Here is a 19,671-nt window from a genome sequence, read left to right on the forward strand (position 1 = left end):
TTGTTTTTTCGAAAATCAATTATCGCTCTAAGTGATGTTCTCCCGAACCAATGTCATCAATATAAAGATAATTTCCCTCTTCGGTAGCGGTTACTTCTTTGTCGTCTAATTTGATTGTAGTTCCGGTTTTACCACATTTTGGTAAATATACTTTTGCATCACTGTTATTAGGAATAGTAATTTTTAAATGATATTTAGCATTAGTGTAATTCCAATCTACTTGAATGTCTCCTTTATCAGTTGCATAAGTTCCTTTCGCAGAAGTCAGTTTATTTCCAAACCATAATGGCTTTATTTGGATTTTTTCGTGTTGTGGAGCTAAAGCGGTAATTCCTAAAATGTAATTTTGCATACCTAATAATCCAACTGCTCCCCAAGGATGTGACATGCTTTGGTTAGTTGTATTAGCATCCCATGATTCCCAAGTAGCAGTACCTCCCAGAGCAATAGTTTTAGCCCAACCATCCCATTCAGTATTGGTATATAAATCAATCAGCTGTTCTCCTTCATCAGCCAAACCAAGTGATTCTGGTAACCACCGAAGACAAACCATTCCGATGCTCATTTTTTGCTTTTTAATCTCCTCAATGACCTGTTTTTTATTGGCTTCAGGTACAATATTCAGCGCATAAGGAAGAATATTAGCATGTTGCGAAACATGAGTACTCATATTTTGAGTATTGTTTATTCCGTCAATATAGACACCGTTGTGATTGATTAAAAGTGTATTGATTGCTTTTTTGATTGCTTCGGCTTTGTTTGCATAAAGTGTTTTGTCAGCTTCATTACCTAAAACTGTGGCAATTTTCGAAATAATATTGAAATCTTCGTAAGCATAAGCATCAATAACTGTTCTGGATTCAACACTCATATCATAACCGTAACGCATGGTTGCCGGCCAATCGATGATTCCAAATTCATAAGGGCCTTTTCCTCCTTTTAGTTTATGAATTAATCCAGTGCTGTCATTTTTATAAGTACTGACGTAATCGGCAATTTTTTTCAAACGCGAATAATTGGATTTTAAAAATTCAATATTTGCTGTTTGCGTATAATAATCCCAAACCCAAACTAAAAAAGATTGGGTAAAATCAGGAATGTCTCTTCCACCATCTACATTTGGATAAACCGCATTCAATCGTCCGTCTGGCCAATATTGATCTTGAGATTGAAGAAATTGGTTCAAAGCACGCATATTCATCGTTCGGTCGTACATGACACTCATAGCAGGAACTGCTTGCGACCAACTGTCTAATAAAAATGCGCCTTTTTCTCTGGTAGGAGTATCTACAAAATCTTCCTGTGCTCCCAAAATCAAAGTGTGCAACATTAAATCCCAGGTTTTATTGAGCATCTCATTTGAAGATTCGAATGAAGAACGCGCTGCATCTAATTCGAAATGACGACTGATAAAACTTACATTATTTTGATTTAGTTCGTTTGGAGCATTGTCAATTTGTAAATAACGCATCCCAAAATAGACATGAGGATTGAAAACGGAATTATTTCCGCTTGGGATGTATTTAAAAGACAAATTGGTAGATTGATTCATTTTTGGATTTACAGTAGTACCATCCTCATTTAATTGGTAACCACCTAACATTTTAATCGTATCTCCGGCAATGCGTTCATTAAAATTAATTTTAAAACTACCCGCATATATTTTGCCTAAATCAATAATATATTTTCCGTTGCCTAGATTTTTTATTGCCGTTGGTTTGATTTCTTTTTCAATAACCCGGGTTAAATCAGATTGTAAAGTTCCGGTCCATGGAGCAGTAGGATGTGGACCAATTTCGATGGCATTGTTCCAATTAGAATCGTCTAATTTGGCGGTGTTCCAATTAGCAATTGCTTTTCGGTTGTCAACAAACTCGATTCTACCTACGCCTTCGCCACCACGTTGCGGTTGTCCTTGAATCCATTGCGAAGCCTGTGTTTGTTTCCAGCTTTTATCGGTTCCAATAATGGTTTTCGAGCCATCAGTATATTCGATAATGGTTTTTAAAATCATGCCACGGCTTCCAGTAGCGCGACCCTGACCACCACCATACCAGTGTGTAAGACAGCCCAATAGATTTACGGTGTTTTTCTTTAGTAAAGCAGTAACATCCCAGGCATTATAATAGCTGTATTGTGGATAATGATTATTGAATCCTTTTCCAATAAATTTTCCATTAACATACAATTCATAACTGTGGCAGGCAGAAATATAGGTGATTGCTTTTTTGATGGTTTTGTTCGGAAGACGGGCTTTTTTTCTAAAATAAGTATAATCGTCGTTGTCTTTAGAATCTCTTTTGATCCATTGTGCCGATGCCCAATCCGTATTCGTTAATAAACCGGTGGTGAAATTTGCAGGAGCCGAATAGGAACTCGCATTTCCATCTTTGTCCCAACAACGTACTTTCCAATAGTAAGTAGTGGCAGCTTTAAGAGTAATACCATTTAAATAAATATAATTCTGTTTTCTGGAATTGGTCTTTTTACTATTCCAAATATCAGCTTTGTTCGCTTTTAGATTAGCTAAGCTTGAAGAAACAATAATCTGGTAAGCCGATTGAATTTCGTTAGTATCGGGATCACTTAGATACCATCCAAAGTAGGGTTTGTCGTTTGTTCCGATAGGATTTTGTTTGTCAAAACTTCGCAGATTAAAAGGAGGATTTGGGTTGGCAGCATTGGTTTGGATAAACGAAAAAACTAGGAATAATAGAATTAAAAATTGTTTTATGGATTTCATTAATAGCAGTTTGTTATTTTTTAATTGGTTGCCAAAATATAAAAAATAATCGATTTAGCTTTCCTGCTTTTTTTGGTTTTTTAGCCTGATAGATTGTTAAGTTCAATTTAGTTTTCGTACAATAATAAACGGTTTCTGACCTTGTGTAATTCTGTTTGCAGGGCATCAATTTTTTGAAGTAAGTTTAGAACAATGTCAATCCCTTCAATATTTACGTCTAATTCTTTGTGCATGCGCACTATTTTTTCGATTTCATAAATCGAATCTTTGTGTATGTATTGGATGTTATCCACCAGCTGGATTTCTATTAGTCCGTTTTCGTTGAGATTATTAAAAAAGCCGATTTCCAGTTTGTAATGTTGGCAAAGTGTGTTTATCGGAATAAAGTTTTCGGTACTCATGATGTTCTTAATTTAGATAGTTCATTGAATAATTCAAGTTCTTTAGAAGAGAGATTTGTGGGGATTTTGATTTGGAATGTAATGTATAAATCGCCAAAATGACCTTCTTCTTTGTAAACGGGAAAACCTTTTCCTTTTAGTTTTACTTTGGTTCCGTTTTGTGTCCCCGGAGCTATGTTTAGTTTTGCTTTTCCGTCAAAAGTGTTTACGGTAATTTCGCCGCCTAGTACTGCCTTGTACAAATCAACAGTAACGTTGGTGTACAAATTGTTTTTGTCTCTTTTAAAATCAGGATGATTTTTTATGGAGAAAGTAATGTACAAATCGCCTTTAGGACCTCCGCCGATGCCGTCTCCACCATGTCCGGTTATTTTAATAGTTTGACCATTTTCAACTCCTGCGGGAATAGTAAAACGAATGTTTTGACCGTTGATGTTAATGGTGCGTTTGTGTGTGGTATAAACTTCTTTTAAATCCAAACTCAGTTCGGTGCTAAAATCGGTGCCTTTGTATTGTTGTTTTCTATGGCGACTTCTGCTGCTATTTCCAAATAAAGATTCGAAGAAATCAGAATAATCATCACCATCTCTGCCGTATGAATTAAAATCTTCATGGGGCTGACTTTGATTATAATATCTTTGATCTTGGTTGGCTTTTTCGTATTCGGCGGCGTGTTTCCAGTTTTCGCCATAAGCATCGTATTTTTTTCTTTTTTCGGTATTTCCTAACACTTCATTAGCCTCATTGATTTCTTTGAATTTTTTTTCAGCCTCTTTATCATTCGGGTTAATATCAGGATGGTACTTTCGAGCTAATTTTCGGTAGGCTTTTTTTATTTCAGCATCCGTTGCTTTTTTGTCAATTTCTAATACTTTGTAATAGTCTATAAATGCCATGTTGAATTGTTTTTAAGAATTACTATTCCGTTAGTGCTCTTATAGAATTTCCGACAGGAAACAGCAAGAAGAAACTTGATGTTGTGTTTATCTTGTTACTATAAATTTACTCAAATTTCAATTCAAATAGGACATCTAAAGACTTTATTTTTAGAATAAAAACAAAAAAAAATACCTGAACAAAAAATCGTTCAGGTATTTTAAATTTATGATCAAAAAGAATTATTCTTTGAAAATTTCAGCCATTAGTTTTTTATCGCCCACCAGCCATAACAAATCATTTTTTTCCAGAACAATGTTCGATTCGGGATTAAGCATGCGTTGCCCTTTTCGTTCTACACCTACTAATAAACCGTGAGTGCGCTCTCTTAGTTTAGATTGTCCTACGCTAAGTCCTATAAATTCTTCATTAGTCAATTCTATCTGACGTAAAATAATTTCGTCGGTGATAGTATTAGCAACTTCAACTTCGTGCTGGGTTAGAAATTTAGAAAATTCTTTTGTTTGAGCGTCGGTACCAATTACACAAATTTCATCCCCGGGAAACAAACGTTCATTTTTGTTTGGAATTTGAATAATAATTTCCCCTCGTTTAATGTAGGCAATATTAACGCCTACTAATTCTCTCATTTTTATTTCACGAAGCGTTTTCCCTGCCAAATTGGATTCTTTCGAAATTTCAAAAGTAGTCATGTGTCCGTCCCAGGGGTTTAGATTCGCATAACGACGGTCGATTTTCTTTTGTTCTCTGTCGTTGAGGTTTGTCAGGAAATGATTTTCAATTTTGTGGTATTGCTCGTGCAATTGTTTAGGAAATAGCAAGTAAATTACAATGGCCATTACTAAAGCAAAAATGGCAATTAAAGGTGAGAAAAAGATATTTAATAAAAATCCAATATAAAACACTGCTAATCCCATACGGATAAAGAATAGCATCAAAATAGGTCCGCGGTATTTTCGTTCTTCAAATAACTGATCGACTTCTTTTACTGCTACACGACGCAGTGAAAGTGCCCATAAAAAAGGAGAAATGATAACAATAGTAATTAATGCGGCAATGGCATTACCAAATTTAGAGTTTTCAACTAAAGGCAACACATATTTTGAAGACAGCAAAATAACCGAAGTAATAATGATGGTATGAAGCACAATCTGGAGTAAATGAGCTCTAATAACTACTTGCCAGGTGCTTACGGAACGAATGGCCTGAGCATTGGCACTATATCTATCGATTCTTCTAATCCATTTTCGGGGTAATTTTTTTTCTAAATAGCCCGCAAAAGGATCGGCCATTTTTACTAAAAAAGGAGTGGTAAAAGTAGTTACTGCCGAAACCGCTACAACAATGGGATATAAAAAATCACTAGTTACTTTTAAGCTTATTCCAAGAGAAGCAATGATAAATGAAAATTCACCAATTTGCGCTAAACTCATTCCTGTTTGCACAGATTGTCGAAGGGGCTGACCGGATAATAAGGCACCAAATGTAGAACTTAGTGCTTTTCCAAAAATAGTTACCAGAGTGATAATACTAACCGGAACTGCATAGGTAATTAAAGTATCGGGATCGATAAGCATTCCCACTGATACAAAAAATACAGCACCAAATAAATCTTTTACCGGTTTTACTAAATGTTCAATGTGTTCTGCCTGAGTGGTTTCGGCAATAATAGAACCCATGATAAAAGCACCCAGCGCAGGAGAAAAACCTACATTGGCGGCTAAACCTACCATCATCAAACACAATGCTAATGAAATAATCAGCAGCATTTCATCAGTTAAAAGATGTTTTGCTTTTTTTAGTATAGTAGGAATAATAAAAATTCCACCTAAAAACCAAATAATTAAGAAGAAAACTAATTTAAAAATAGATTGTAATAATGAAGTTCCTGAAATTTGGTCACTTACAGCAACTGTCGATAACAAAACCAGCATTACAATGGCTACAATGTCTTCGACAATCAAAGCACCAAAAACGTTTCCCGCAAATTTTTGTGATTTAACGCCTAATTCGTCAAAGGTTTTAAGAATAATTGTTGTAGATGAAATAGAAAGTGTGGCTCCCAGAAATATACTATTCATCGTGGACCAGCCCATCCATTGTCCTACTAAAAAACCAATACACACCATTGCTATAATTTGGGTTAGGGCGGTAATAGAGGAGGTGCCACCTACTTTCATTAGCTTTTTAAAACTAAATTCCAATCCCAGACTAAACAGTAAAAAGATGATTCCAATTTCAGCCCAAATTTCAACACTCTTAATGTCTTTTATTGAAGGGAAAAAATCAAAATGGTTTCCTGCCAAAAATCCGGCAATCAGATAACCTAAAACTAAGGGTTGTTTTAATTTTTTAAAGATTAAAACCGCAATTCCCGCAGTCATAAGAATTAAACCTAAATCGCTAATTAAAGGCTTTAAATGGTGTGATGCCTCAGCAACTGCCGATACTGTACTCATATATTATTCTTTATTATTGCAATTATGCTAAATATAGTAAAAGGACTTTTGTTGTGCAATTTTATTATGTAATTAACACATATTTATAAAAAAAGCTATCGATTAAGATAGCTTTTTGAAAGAAATGTGTTTTTTATAATTAGATTCCTAAAAAGTTGCTTGGCGTAATTTGAAGTAATTCGGCTTTAATAGCATCCGAAACTTCTAATGTGCCAATGAATTCATGAATTGATTTTTTAGTAATCGCTTCGTTGGTTCTGGTTAAACCTTTCAAAGCTTCATAAGGATTTGGATACCCCTCACGACGTAAAATCGTTTGGATAGCCTCAGCCACTACAGCCCAGTTGTTTTCTAAATCTTCGTGGAATTTAGCTTCGTTCAATAACAATTTGTTCAATCCTTTTAAAGTAGCTTCAAAAGCAATGATAGTGTGTCCCATTGGAACACCAATATTCCTTAAAACAGTACTATCCGTTAAATCACGTTGCAATCTTGAAATAGGCAATTTAGCCGATAAATGTTCGAAAATAGCGTTGGCAATTCCTAAGTTTCCTTCTGAGTTTTCAAAATCAATAGGGTTTACTTTATGTGGCATAGCCGATGAACCAATTTCTCCTGCTTTGATTTTTTGTTTAAAATATTCCATCGAAACATAAGTCCAGATATCGCGGTCTAAATCGATGATGATGGTGTTGATTCTTTTTAACGCATCAAAAAATGCTGCAAAATGGTCGTAATGCTCAATTTGCGTTGTTGGGAAAGAATGGTGTAATCCAAGATTTTCTTCTACGAATTTAGTTCCAAATTGTTTCCAGTCAATTTGTGGATAAGCTACGTGGTGCGCATTGTAGTTTCCGGTTGCTCCACCAAATTTAGCCGCAAACGGAATGTTGAATAACAAACGCATTTGCTCTTCAATACGCTCAACAAAAACCGCAATTTCTTTTCCTAAACGGGTAGGAGAAGCCGGTTGTCCGTGAGTACGTGCCAGCATTGGAACGTCTGCCCATTCTGTACTTAATTCTTTTAATTTTGAAATTAAAGTAATTAATGATGGCATATATACTTTCTCAAAAGCATCTTTTGTAGAAAGTGGAATAGCTGTATTGTTTATATCCTGAGAAGTCAATCCAAAGTGGATGAATTCTTTGTGTTCTGATAAACCTAATTTCTCAAAGGCATCTTTGATAAAATATTCAACGGCTTTAACATCGTGATTGGTTACTTTTTCAGTTTCTTTTATCCAAAGCGCATCTGCAGTAGAGAAATTTTTATAAATGGCACGTAAACTGTCGAAAATAGCAGGATTTACGTTTTTTAATTGTGGCAAAGGAACTTCGCACAAAGTAATAAAATATTCAATTTCTACCAGTACACGGTACTTGATTAAGGCTTCTTCAGAGAAAAAAGGGGCTAATGAAAGGGTCTTATTTCTATATCTTCCATCAATTGGAGAAATAGCATTCAATTCGTTTAAAGTCGTCATTGTATTGTTATTTTTTCGAAAGGCACAAATATAGACAGAATTTTAGGAATTTCGGGCTATTTTAGAATTGATTTTCATGATAATAAAAATGGAACGCAGATGAAGCGGATTTTTACAGATTATCACAGATTGAGTTTTTAAAAAGTCATTGAAAATTGGTTTTATAGACTGTTTTTTTAGCCACGAATGCACGAATAATTCCTTCTGTTATGACACAAATAATCAATGAATTTAATTGTAATTAGTGAAATTTAAAATGTCTAATTCAAAAAATAATTAGTGAATTTGTGGCAAAAACTCAATTGGTATTAGTAACGTATAGTTGTTTTACCTTATTGAAATTCGGCTAGTAATCTATTTTTTAAGAACGGGATTCCCTCTGTGGCCTGCAAGGGAATTGTCTCCAACGGGTTTTTAAGATTAGGAATATAGGCTGGTTTAGGATCAATATAAAAAACAGGGATATTTGCAGGTACAAAATCAATTAATCCTGCCGCAGGATACACCTGTAACGAAGTCCCGATAACGGCAAAATAATCGGCGGTTTCAGTTATGGCAATGGCTTCATCAAAAGCAGGAACCGCCTCACCAAACCACACAATATGCGGGCGTAATTGGTATTTTTGACTGTCTACGTCGCCTAGTTTTAAATCGCCTTCCCACTCTAAAATGAATTTGGAATTTTTGGTACTTCTTACTTTTAAAAGTTCACCATGCAAATGCAACACTTTTTTGCTTCCGGCGCGTTCGTGTAAATCGTCTACATTTTGGGTAATGATATGAACGTCAAAATGAATTTGAAGCTGGGCTAATTCCCTGTGTCCCAAATTAGGTTTTACTTCCTTGAGTTGACGTCTTCTCTGGTTATAAAAATCCAAGACCAATTCGGGATTTTTTCGCCATCCCTCCGGCGAAGCTACATCCATGATGTCATGTCCTTCCCAAAGACCATTGCTGTCTCTAAAAGTTTTTAAACCACTTTCGGCACTGATGCCCGCTCCGGTTAAAACGACTAATTTTTTTTTCATGTTTATTTGAGGGATATTATGAATTCTTAATGTAAAAAAATTAACCGCAAATTACACAAATTAACACAAATTAATTAGTGCTAATTTGTGTTTAATAAATAGCAGAACGAGTTTGTAAATGAACTTTAGTTTTCAATCATAAAGAAATAGTTGTGTTCGTGGCTTTTTTCTTTTTTACTATTTTTGCCGACAAAATAAAGAAACATAATGATTGATATTGATTACCTCACTTACCTTGAAACCATATTAACGGATAATCGTAAAGAGCGTTTTTTAGAAGTATTGGAAAAACGAACCAAGCATTTTACGGTTGCTGTAGAAGACGTTTATCAGTTGCACAATACCTCTGCGGTAATGCGCAGTTGCGAGGTTTTTGGGATTCAGGAATTGAATGTTATCGAAGAACGTTTTGGAAAACGAATCGACAAACAAATTGCGATGGGAGCTCAAAAATGGGTCGATATCAACAGACATGATTCGGTTTCCGGTTGTATTGCTTCTTTGAAAGAGCAGGGCTACCAAATTATAGCCACAACTCCACATGAGCAGGATTGTACACTGGAAAAGTTTGATATTTCAAAACCCAGCGCCATATTTTTTGGAACCGAAAAAGAAGGATTATCGGAAGAGGTGATGCAAAATGCCGATGGTTACCTGAAAATTCCAATGGTTGGTTTTACCGAGAGTTTGAATATTTCAGTTTCGGCTGCGATTATTATTCAGGATTTAACCAATAGACTGAGACGCTCGGACATCGACTGGAAATTATCAGCAGATGAGATTCTGGAAAAGCGTTTGGATTGGGCTCGAAAATCGATAAAAGATATTAAACGAATTGAAGCGAGATATTTTGAAGAAAATCCTAAAGTTTGAGTTTTAACCACAAAGCACACAAAGAATTGTTAGCTAGGTTTAAATAAAAACGCAAAGTTCGCAAAGCTTTGTGTCCTTTGTGTTTTCATAACACAACTTACAAAAAAAACTTAGCGAACTTTGCGGTAAAAATATATTTCTATTTCTTTATAAACATAATTAATCCCAACACGCTTACAATTAAAATACAAAGTGCAGCCAAAACCATTGTCAGGTCGCGGATGTTTTTCCCGGCCCAGTCCATAAACAAAAATTTGTGTAAAATGGCAAAGGAATAACCTTCAACCATATCTGAGTTTTTTACGATGGCGGCTAATCTTGATGTTGCGGTTTCTATAAAATAAGTTGTTTTTTCAGGAGTGTCATAAGCCAGTTTTACTACGGGCAAACGTTTGTTGACAAAGCCGTATTCTCTGCTTTCAAAGTCAGTTAAAACTTTAGATTCTAACAATTTTACGTTTTCCAAAGAAACTTCCGATTCTTCCGGGATTTCCGGTGACATCATTTCGCAACAAGCAGCTTTTGGAGCACCATCGGTAAAATAAAAGGCCAGAAATTCAGCGTATTGTAAGTCCAGATTTGGAACAATTTTGTTTGTTGTAGCATTGATATAGACTACTTCAGTTTTTGGACCTTCTTTTTTATTCCATTTCGAATTCGAATCCGGTTTTGGTTTTTTGAATTTCCCGGTTTCTTTTTCTTCCAGTTGACAACGGTAGTAAGTGCTGTCATTAAATGTAATAAGACTTGCATTTTGAAAACGATTCCAGTCTAAATCGAGTTTGTTATTCCCTAATCCAATTTCCTTGGTTTTAAAAGTTGGCTCGTAAACCATTTGGTCTAAAGTGTACGGATCCCATTTGGTTGTAGCGTGATAAGCACCGCTAAAAGCAAAGGTTAGCGTGAAAAGCGAAACCCAAATCCCAATTTGGCGATGGTATTTTCGGATGCCTTTTTTAGACTCTAAGCTGTCTGTTTTTTTGAACTGTTTCCAGAAAAATCCATAAATCACAATACCGCTAATGGCCGAAAATCCAATGATAGACAACAAGAAAATCATCGTAATAATACGGATACTATTGTTACTGATAGCATCGATAAACGACCAGTTGTGAAAAACATCAAAAAACCAGATGAAAAATTGTCTCGATGTAGGATTGTAAGTGGCTAATTTACTGGATGAAGTTTCTACATACACTTCCATAGTATCAGCACGATCCAGAGTTACTTTGTAAACTGGCAAATAACGATTGACATATTTGTACTGATTGTCAAATTCGGTGATGATTTCGCTCTTTTTTACAGTGCTTTTTTGATCGTCTAAGAAATAACGTGACAACCATTCGGCATAGATTTCGTCTCCGTTTTTGAGTTCTTTTCCGTTTGAAGTGTCAAAATACAATAAATCGCCAATCAGGTTTTTTACCTGATAAAAAGTAGTATTGTTAAAAGAAACAATTCGGAAATTGACAAACTGCTGAATTTTGTTTTTTTCTAAAACTTCCTGAATAGAAAGCGGTAATTTTTCTTGTGCAATAGTTTCAAAAGCTAATTTATCATTAGCAATTTCAGGTTTGAAAAAATGCGCCATAAACGGGTGCATCAGTCCTGATAAAGTCCAGAAAATAACAGGAATGATGGTGATAATCCCAATGGTACGATGCCATTGGTACATATTCTGTTTGATTTTTTTGACTATTTTAGAGTCTTTCTTCTTGTTGTTTTTCTTGCTCATTTTAGGATATTCATCATTAAGAAGTTAAGCTTAAAACTTAATTTTATTAGTTTCTTAATGGTTTAATTTTTTAAGTTGTTGGAATTATTTTTTTAGTGAAAAATTATATTGTATTCCCAATAAAAAAGTTCTGGGAGCAGCTGCCAAATAAGCAGGTTGTGATGTGCTAAGGTTAGCCCTGGATACGTTGTAGGCATATAATTTATCGGTTAAGTTGATGATGTTTCCGTAAATTTCAATGCCTTTCCATTGGTAGCCGGCTCTAAAATTAAAAACATCGTAACCCGAATATTTTACAGTGTTAACCTGGTCTTGGTAATAACTGCTTACAAGTTGCCATTCGAGGGCAGTTCTGAAATTGGGTAACCAATTTGGGTAATAACTGATTTCTGAATTACCGGACCATCTGGGTGCATTAGGCATTTCTTTTCCGTTTAGATTTTGTAAAGCATCAGTAGATTTGTCCGAAACTTCAAAATCAATAAAGGTATGTTGTGCGTAAGTTCCTCCTAATCTGAAATTGATTTGTTGTGAGGGTTTGTAGCTTACTCCAAATTCAATTCCCTTATGGCGTGTTTCTCCGGCCGAACGATAGTCGGTATCATTGTTTTCCAGTCTGACATTTAATAATTCGTTTTTACCATCCATGTAATACAAGGCATAGTCAAAATTTAATTTGTTTTCAAACAAAGAAATCCAGCCTCCAATTTCATAATTTTCAAAAGTAGCCGGTTTTAAATTGTAATAAAACTCAGCCGGAATTCCTGTAGTTCCTCCAGTTCGGGGTTTGGCTCTAAAAATCGAAGTGATGTTGGGCGGTGAAAATCCCTGTGAATAATTGCCATAAAATCCGGCATTGTCAAACGGATTGTAATTAGCTCCAACTTTAAACGTAAATCGATCATATATTTTATCACCTGTAGATTGGTCTAAAGCGTTGGCGTAATCCACTTTCATATTGTCGTAACGACCACCTAATGATATAATAAATTTTTCGAAAGGATTAAAACTCAATTGTGCATATCCGGCAGCATTATAAATATCAGCAGTATAATCGGATATTTTTACATCAGGACGTTCGGCTATCACTTCATAATTGTTTACGGTCAATCCACCCGGATTTAAGTTGGCTTTTAAATCCGTTCGGTATGCCCAATAGCTTACCGGCGAAAAATCATAAAGTGCTCCCGCAACCAATTTTGTATTTAGGAAGTCAAATTTTTGAGTGTGTTGTCCAACAAGTCCGTAACTTTTAAAATTATTCGAATTGATTTCTCCATAGGCTAATTCAGGATTGTTATTTTGCGTTGGATAATAAATGTCTTTTTTAGTTGGATCGGCACTCCAGCGAATTCCATAAGAAGGATTTTGTCCTAGTTTATTGTCTCTGTGATAAGTCGTCAAATAGCTACTGGCGTTTTCATTCCAGTCGTGTTCCAGTGTCAATCTGGTGCGCAAAGCATCCGATTTTCTATAGGTAAAATCAGAAGTGCTTTTGTAATCCCGATTGTAAAAATCATTTTCATTAACACCACCACTCATATCCGAATAGTATTTTCCCCACATCGTATTGCTGATTAATCGGGTATTTGTATTGATATTGTAATCAATTCGGATGTTCAAATTGTCTTTGTTGTAATCTGAAAAAGTCATCCAGCCGTTTTCCTGTAAGCTGGAAATTCCTACAATATGAAAACCAATTTTTCCAATGGTAGCTCCACCGGCAGCCTGAAATCTTTTGTATCCCCATTGATCAGCCTGAATACCAAATTTGAATTCGGGATTAAAAGAAGGTTTTTGTGAAATCAAATTAATCGTTCCGCCTACAGCTTCAGGACCATAAAGTGATGAAACAGGGCCTTTAACCACTTCGATACTTTCCAGATTGAACTGATTGATTTCTAATAAAGCGTTGTGATTAAAAATTCCCATGGGACGAATAGGCAAACCGTCTTCAAGGTATAAATAATAAGCATTAGTAGTCATAGGTTGGCGAATAGCCATCATGTGTTGTTCGTTTCCCAGATTTACCATTAACGCTCCGGGAGTTTTATTTACCAGTTCATAAGCAGCTACAGCCTTGGTTTCGTTGATGGTTTTAGCGGTTAATTTGCTAATGGCAACTGGGGTTTCCTTACGTTGTGTGGCAGTACGATTGGCAGTTACAAAAACATTGTCTAATTCTACAACTTTAGTGGTATCGATTTTATTTTTGTTTTGAGCAAGAACAAATTGGCTTATGATAAGGAAAGCCAAGAATATATTTTTCATTTTAAATGATATAAATTTTAAAAATAGGATTGATTTCTTGGATTTCATCCAAGAAAAGTCAGTTCAATAAGTATTGAAAAGCGATTTTAGAATTTATATCAAATAGGAAGGAGGTCGAAAGGAAGGAAGCGAAACCGAAATGGTTTTCTTTTCCAGAGTATAGAAATTAGGTTTTTCTATAGGTGTAACTGTGATTGTTTTAAAATCAGCGAAAACAATGTTTTGAATGAAAACTAAATCTACTTTGTTGTCCAGATTGTTTTGCATCTTTTTTTCGTTGTCTTCGTATTTTTTTAGGCTTTTTTGCAATTCGCATCGACCATTACAACTGTTGTTTACCAATTTTCGTTGTACACAAATGGTTTTTGCTATTTCGTCCTGATTTAATTTGAATGAAGTATAAACAAAGAAACTACCAAAAGACGGTAGTAATAAAAGAATAGAAAGTACTATGCTAAATAATGACTTCAAAAAGTGCTTTTTTGTTTCCGAATGCAAAAGTAGGGATAAATATTTTTTTAGGGCGTTTTTTTAACAGAAAATCCTTGAGCATTACCGCAATCTTGCTATTCCGAAGAATGAGGAATCTCATTAAGTAACTCGACAAAATGTTTTGCTCATTGTTGCGGGCACAGAATACAATTCTGCTAACGTTTGTATAAATCCGAGTGGTCGAGGCTAGGTTTAGGTTTTGCAACAGCTAAATAGATTTTAAAAATAAGACTTATAATTGGAATGAAATTTATAATAATTAAGGTTGTATTTATATTTAGATCTCTTAATCTTCTTGTAGTTACAGCTTGCATTGGGATAAATTGTAGCAATAAGATTAAATCGACATAAAATAAATTTAGTATTTCTTCATTATCTAAATTTATTCTGGAATATAAATTAATCATAATTATTTGTAAAATGCTGTAAATCATGAAATAGATTCCAAACTCAATTCTTCCAGATTTTCCAGAAAAAGAAGAATAGAAAAACAATATGTTTTTCAAATGGTTTATCATACTAACTTTTTTTATTGTTGCGGGCACAGAATGTAATTCTGCGCTAACGTTTGTACATATCCGAGCGAGCGGGATTATTTACAACTACAATCATATTGTTTAGCAACTTCTTCACAAGTAAGATCTTCTTGACTGTGAATATTTAATTGAGAACAAGGAATTTTGTCATCATCTTTTGAACAGGAAATACTATTCATTCCGATTAATATTCCAAATAGTAAAATTAGTTTTTTCATAAGTTTATGTTTGAGTATAATGGTATGCTGTTTTAATTTATGGGTTTCTTTTAAAAGTTTCAGTTTATTATTGTCTTAGCTAAGTGTGATTGCTTCGCTATCGCTCGCAATGACTTAAATTGCGTACTATGTCATTGCGAGGAACGAAGCAATCTCATCCAGTAACTCTACAAAGTGTTTTGCTCATTGTTGCGGGCACAGAATGAAATTCTGCGGTAATCGTTTGTTTATAACTGGGCAATTGAGGCTCTTTTTGTTTTCCAATCTTTCGAAATAGCTGCCAATAATAACCAAGGTTCAATTATTATATTTATCAAAGCATGAGAAATTATACAAGGACCAACATTTCTATTACCAATCAAATATACAATTGCTAATAATGTTCCGAGAAGAAAAGTTGAAATAAAAGCTCCAAATAAAAATTTCTTATCTCTGCTAAAAATTACCCAAGCGATATGTATTAATGCAAACAGAATACCTGAAATTAGTATTTGAATAATTATGCCATATCCTTTAGAATCTAATACATCCATCAACCACTGTCTAAATACCAATTCCTCAATCAAACCTCCTATTACTGATAGTAGTCCTATTAATTTAAATAAAGAAACTTCCTTTTGCATTTCATAAACAAAAGGTATCTTTTTAAAAGTATATAAAACATATGATAAAGTCACTACTAAAGCAGTAATCCATGCATACCAAGGCGCTAAATTATTTTCGTCTAATCCAATATTATTGAATATTACCAATCGATATCCCAGCATCTGCATTAATAACGGAATGAACATGGGAATCGACATTGATATCAATATAAGTGCAGTTTTTCTTCTTTGTGAAGTTTTCATTATGTATTTACTTTAGAATGAATTTCAAATATATACAAATTATCTTATAAATAGAATAAATTCTAACCTAGCCCCGATAGAGCCGATATCCTCGAGTCTCGACCTTTCGGGACCAAGAGATAAAGGCGATAGCGGGAGGGATGCTCATAGAAAACCTAAAAAGTACTGCTCCTAAAACAAAAAAATCCCCGACTTTCATCGAGGATTTTCTTTATTTATGCGGTCTGCAAACTGCCGACTGAATACTGTTTTCTGAAAACTATTCGTTAACAATAACCCATTCTCCAGTTGCTAATAAAGCTTCTGCTTTTTTGTATTTCATAGATTCCGTTTTTCCGGTAGCTATTTGTTGTAAAGTTACGGTATCGTTGCGATTGATTTTTGGCATTTCTCTTACGATAGTTTCCGTTACCTGACGTTGTTGTGTTTCGCCAGCTTCACGGTTAGCGCTTTCGCTATTTGGAATTTCGTCTTTAGTCAATTGTAATTTTTCTTTTGGACGAACTACTTCTCTGGCTTCTTCAATTTCCGGAGCCGATTGCTGTGGTAAATCTCCTTTGAACAAGAATGAAATTACCTCTTTGTTGATTCCGTTCAACATGCTGTTGAATAAATTGAAAGCTTCGAATTTATAGATAAGCAATGGATCTTTTTGTTCGTGAACAGCTAACTGAACCGATTGTTTCAATTCGTCCATTTTGCGCAAGTGTTTTTTCCAGGCTTCATCCACAATAGATAGTGTAATGTTTTTCTCGAAATCGGCTACTAATTGTCTTCCTTCTGTTTCGTAAGCTTTTTTCAAATCAGTTACCACGCTTAGGGTTTTTACACCGTCAGTAAACGGAACGATAATGCGCTCAAACTGATTGTTTGGATCTTCGAAAATGTTTTTCACGATAGGGAAAGCTTCTCTGGCGCTGCGCTCACATTTTTCAGTATAGTATTTTAAAGCTTCTTTGTAAACTTTTCCGGTTAACTCGATTTCGTTTAATTTCTGGAATTCAGCCTCAGTTACCGGAGAGGTGATAGAGAAATAACGGATTAGATCAAATTCAAAAGTTTTGTAATCATTAGCTGCTTTGGTATTTTGAACAAATAATTCGCAGGTATCATACAACATATTAGCGATATCCAGTTTTAAACGCTCACCAAACAAAGCATGACGACGACGTTTGTAAACTACTTCACGTTGCGCATTCATTACGTCATCGTATTCTAATAAACGTTTACGAACCCCAAAGTTGTTTTCTTCTACTTTTTTCTGAGCACGCTCGATAGATTTAGTCATCATCGAATGTTGGATTACTTCACCTTCTTCCAATCCCATTCTGTCCATTACTTTAGCTACTCTTTCAGAACCAAATAAACGCATCAGGTTATCTTCCAAAGAAACATAAAATTGAGAACTTCCCGGATCTCCCTGACGCCCGGCACGACCACGTAACTGACGATCCACACGACGTGAATCATGACGCTCAGTACCTACAATGGCTAATCCACCGGCAGCTTTTACCTCTGGAGATAATTTAATATCGGTACCACGACCCGCCATGTTAGTAGCAATCGTTACCACACCGGCTTTTCCTGCTTCTTCAACAATTTGAGCTTCCTGCTTGTGCATTTTAGCATTCAATACGTTGTGAGTTACACCACGCATTTTCAACATACGGCTTAATAATTCAGAGATTTCAACAGAAGTTGTACCGATAAGAACCGGACGACCTGCTTTAGATAATTCGGTTACATCTTCGATAACGGCATTGAATTTTTCACGAGTTGTTTTATAGATAAAATCTTCTTTGTCTTTTCGTGCAATTGGACGGTTTGTTGGAATTTCAACCACGTCTAATTTGTAGATTTGCCACAATTCGCCTGCTTCAGTAACAGCAGTACCGGTCATTCCGCCCAGTTTGTTGTACATTCTGAAGTAGTTTTGCAAAGTTACCGTTGCAAAAGTTTGGGTAGCAGCCTCGATTTTTACGTTCTCTTTAGCCTCAATAGCCTGGTGTAATCCGTCAGAATAACGACGACCGTCCATGATACGTCCTGTTTGCTCATCGACAATCAAAATTTTGTTGTCCATGATTACGTATTCTACATCTTTTTCGAATAAAGTATAGGCTTTTAAAAGCTGCGTTAAAGTATGGATACGCTCGCTTTTGATACCAAAGTCCTGGAATAATCTTTCTTTTTCTTCGGCTTCAGCGTCTTTGTCTAATTTTTTCTTTTCGATATTGGCAATTTCAGTTCCAATGTCCGGTAAAACGAAAAAGTCAGCATCAGTATCTCCTGAAAGGAATTTTATTCCGTTATCAGTCAATTCTACCTGATTGTTTTTTTCTTCGATAACAAAATACAATGCTTCGTCAACCTTTGGCATTTCGCGGTTGTTGTCCTGCATGTATTGGTTTTCGGTTTTTTGAAGTAATTGTTTGATTCCTTCTTCACTTAAAAACTTAATCAAAGCTTTGTTTTTAGGTAAGCTTCTGTAAGCTCTTAAAAGCATGAAACCACCATCTTTAGTGTTTCCTTCTTTGATTAGTTTTTTAGCCTCAGTTAAGAAACCTGTTGCTAATTGACGTTGCAATCCAACAAGGGTTTCGATTTTTGGTTTTAATTCGTTGAACTCGTGACGGTCTCCTTGTGGAACCGGACCAGAAATAATCAATGGTGTACGGGCATCATCAATTAATACAGAATCTACCTCATCGACAATAGCGTAGTTGTGTTTTCTTTGTACCAAATCAGATGGCGAATGCGCCATGTTGTCTCTCAGGTAGTCAAAACCAAATTCGTTATTGGTACCATAAGTAATATCAGCATCGTATGCTTTTTTTCTGCCTTCTGAGTTCGGTTGGTGATTGTCAATACAGTCAACAGTCAAACCGTGGAATTCAAATAAAGGTGCTTTCCAGGTGCTATCACGTTTAGCCAAATAGTCATTCACCGTTACTAAGTGAACTCCGTTTCCGGTCAATGCGTTTAAGTACAAAGGCAGGGTAGCTACTAAAGTTTTCCCTTCACCTGTTTGCATTTCGGCAATTTTACCTTGGTGTAAAACCATACCACCTATTAATTGCACATCATAGTGAATCATATCCCAGGTAATTTCTTTACCGGCAGCGTTCCATTTGTTTAACCAAATAGCCTTGTCCCCTTCAATGGAAACATAGGTTTTTGTAGCTGAAAATTCGCGGTCTTTTGCAGTTGCAGTAACCGTGATTTCTTCGTTTTCTTTGAAACGTCTGGCAGTTTCTTTTACCACAGCAAAAGCTTCCGGAAGAATATCCATTAAGGTTTTTTCAGAAATAGTATAAGCTTCTTTTTCAAGATTATCAATCTCTACATAAATATCTTCTCTTTTATCAATATCCTCAATGCTTTCTACCTCAGCTTTTAAAGCTTCTATTTTGTTGTCAGCAGCAGCACGGGCTTGTTTGATGGCATCTTTAAAATAGATAGTTCTTCCTCTAAGTTCGTCATTAGACAAAGCAGTCAGGCTGCTTTCAAAAGTTTTTATTTTATTAATATAGGGTTGTAAAGCTTTAACATCCTTCTCCGATTTGTCTCCGACAAAAGCTTTAATAATGCTGTTTATGAAACTCATAATAGGTTTGTATTTCTAATTAATTATATCTCTATGTTGAACCAAAAAAAAAGCCTCTTTTGAGACTTTTTCTTAGT

Annotated in this window: 14 protein-coding genes; 1 reads left to right on the forward strand and 13 read right to left on the reverse strand. The window is 35.2% G+C overall.

The genetic code is table 11. The features are described from left to right. Nucleotides 1–19: 19 nt before the first annotated feature. From FDM27_RS11465 to FDM27_RS11490, 6 genes are all read right to left on the reverse strand, one after another. The gene (locus FDM27_RS11465) at nt 20–2,743 is read right to left on the reverse strand and encodes a family 78 glycoside hydrolase catalytic domain (protein ID WP_140486613.1); all 2,724 of its coding nucleotides are present in this window, start codon (nt 2,741–2,743) and stop codon (nt 20–22) included. Between the two features lie 107 nt (nt 2,744–2,850). Beyond that, nucleotides 2,851–3,144, reverse strand: coding sequence for a chaperone modulator CbpM (locus FDM27_RS11470; protein ID WP_181161664.1), 294 nt, complete (start codon nt 3,142–3,144; stop codon nt 2,851–2,853). Beyond that, complete coding sequence (locus FDM27_RS11475) at nt 3,141–4,040, reverse strand: DnaJ C-terminal domain-containing protein (RefSeq protein WP_071183544.1); 900 nt, start codon at nt 4,038–4,040, stop codon at nt 3,141–3,143. Before FDM27_RS11475 ends, FDM27_RS11470 begins: the two co-directional genes overlap by 4 nt. Before the next feature lie 222 nt (nt 4,041–4,262). Further along, on the reverse strand, nt 4,263–6,500 hold the full coding sequence (locus FDM27_RS11480) for a cation:proton antiporter (protein WP_071183543.1): 2,238 nt from the start codon (nt 6,498–6,500) through the stop codon (nt 4,263–4,265). Nucleotides 6,501–6,639: 139 nt separating this feature from the next. Further along, on the reverse strand, nt 6,640–7,986 hold the full coding sequence (gene purB / locus FDM27_RS11485) for an adenylosuccinate lyase (protein ID WP_071183542.1): 1,347 nt from the start codon (nt 7,984–7,986) through the stop codon (nt 6,640–6,642). A gap of 332 nt (nt 7,987–8,318) precedes the next feature. Beyond that, nucleotides 8,319–9,014 carry an SIR2 family NAD-dependent protein deacylase gene (locus tag FDM27_RS11490; RefSeq protein WP_140486616.1) on the reverse strand — a complete coding sequence of 232 codons (696 nt, stop codon included), beginning with the start codon at nt 9,012–9,014 and terminating at the stop codon, nt 8,319–8,321. A gap of 207 nt (nt 9,015–9,221) precedes the next feature. Between FDM27_RS11490 and FDM27_RS11495 the strand changes: the two genes are divergently transcribed. Then, nucleotides 9,222–9,887 carry a TrmH family RNA methyltransferase gene (locus FDM27_RS11495; RefSeq protein WP_140486618.1) on the forward strand — a complete coding sequence of 222 codons (666 nt, stop codon included), beginning with the start codon at nt 9,222–9,224 and terminating at the stop codon, nt 9,885–9,887. 139 nt (nt 9,888–10,026) lie between these two features. Here FDM27_RS11495 and FDM27_RS11500 read toward each other — a convergent pair whose 3' ends face one another. From FDM27_RS11500 to secA, 7 genes are all read right to left on the reverse strand, one after another. Then, entirely contained in the window at nt 10,027–11,622 is a 1,596-nt protein-coding gene (locus FDM27_RS11500) for a PepSY-associated TM helix domain-containing protein (RefSeq protein ID WP_140486621.1), read from the reverse strand. Nucleotides 11,623–11,706: 84 nt separating this feature from the next. Further along, a complete protein-coding gene (locus FDM27_RS11505) occupies nt 11,707–13,893 on the reverse strand; it encodes a TonB-dependent receptor (protein WP_140486624.1) in 2,187 nt (728 codons plus the stop codon). Between the two features lie 93 nt (nt 13,894–13,986). After that, on the reverse strand, nt 13,987–14,364 hold the full coding sequence (locus FDM27_RS11510) for a hypothetical protein (RefSeq protein WP_140486627.1): 378 nt from the start codon (nt 14,362–14,364) through the stop codon (nt 13,987–13,989). A 176-nt stretch (nt 14,365–14,540) separates the two neighbouring features. Further along, entirely contained in the window at nt 14,541–14,903 is a 363-nt protein-coding gene (locus tag FDM27_RS16280) for a DUF805 domain-containing protein (RefSeq protein WP_140486631.1), read from the reverse strand. Between the two features lie 74 nt (nt 14,904–14,977). Further along, the gene (locus FDM27_RS16080; protein WP_181161665.1) at nt 14,978–15,139 is read right to left on the reverse strand and encodes a hypothetical protein; all 162 of its coding nucleotides are present in this window, start codon (nt 15,137–15,139) and stop codon (nt 14,978–14,980) included. Nucleotides 15,140–15,366: 227 nt separating this feature from the next. Then, nucleotides 15,367–15,987 carry a CPBP family intramembrane glutamic endopeptidase gene (locus FDM27_RS11520; RefSeq protein ID WP_140486635.1) on the reverse strand — a complete coding sequence of 207 codons (621 nt, stop codon included), beginning with the start codon at nt 15,985–15,987 and terminating at the stop codon, nt 15,367–15,369. Nucleotides 15,988–16,246: 259 nt separating this feature from the next. Beyond that, nucleotides 16,247–19,594, reverse strand: a complete 3,348-nt coding sequence (gene secA, locus FDM27_RS11525) for a preprotein translocase subunit SecA (protein ID WP_071183533.1) — start codon at nt 19,592–19,594, stop codon at nt 16,247–16,249. Between the last annotated feature and the right edge of the window lie 77 nt (nt 19,595–19,671).

It is taken from the genome of Flavobacterium sp. GSA192, from assembly GCF_006386525.1.
Lineage (GTDB): Bacteria > Bacteroidota > Bacteroidia > Flavobacteriales > Flavobacteriaceae > Flavobacterium > Flavobacterium commune.

Bases quoted from the DNA above. Each gene is read 5' to 3' on its own strand.
- FDM27_RS11465 (WP_140486613.1), bottom strand. From the start codon at position 2,743: ATGAAATCCATAAAACAATTTTTAATTCTATTATTCCTAGTTTTTTCG.
- FDM27_RS11470 (WP_181161664.1), bottom strand. From the start codon at position 3,144: ATGAGTACCGAAAACTTTATTCCGATAAACACACTTTGCCAACATTAC.
- FDM27_RS11475 (WP_071183544.1), bottom strand. From the start codon at position 4,040: ATGGCATTTATAGACTATTACAAAGTATTAGAAATTGACAAAAAAGCA.
- FDM27_RS11480 (WP_071183543.1), bottom strand. From the start codon at position 6,500: ATGAGTACAGTATCGGCAGTTGCTGAGGCATCACACCATTTAAAGCCT.
- purB (WP_071183542.1), bottom strand. From the start codon at position 7,986: ATGACGACTTTAAACGAATTGAATGCTATTTCTCCAATTGATGGAAGA.
- FDM27_RS11490 (WP_140486616.1), bottom strand. From the start codon at position 9,014: ATGAAAAAAAAATTAGTCGTTTTAACCGGAGCGGGCATCAGTGCCGAA.
- FDM27_RS11495 (WP_140486618.1), top strand. From the start codon at position 9,222: ATGATTGATATTGATTACCTCACTTACCTTGAAACCATATTAACGGAT.
- FDM27_RS11500 (WP_140486621.1), bottom strand. From the start codon at position 11,622: ATGAGCAAGAAAAACAACAAGAAGAAAGACTCTAAAATAGTCAAAAAA.
- FDM27_RS11505 (WP_140486624.1), bottom strand. From the start codon at position 13,893: ATGAAAAATATATTCTTGGCTTTCCTTATCATAAGCCAATTTGTTCTT.
- FDM27_RS16280 (WP_140486631.1), bottom strand. From the start codon at position 14,903: ATGATAAACCATTTGAAAAACATATTGTTTTTCTATTCTTCTTTTTCT.
- FDM27_RS16080 (WP_181161665.1), bottom strand. From the start codon at position 15,139: ATGAAAAAACTAATTTTACTATTTGGAATATTAATCGGAATGAATAGT.
- FDM27_RS11520 (WP_140486635.1), bottom strand. From the start codon at position 15,987: ATGAAAACTTCACAAAGAAGAAAAACTGCACTTATATTGATATCAATG.
- secA (WP_071183533.1), bottom strand. From the start codon at position 19,594: ATGAGTTTCATAAACAGCATTATTAAAGCTTTTGTCGGAGACAAATCG.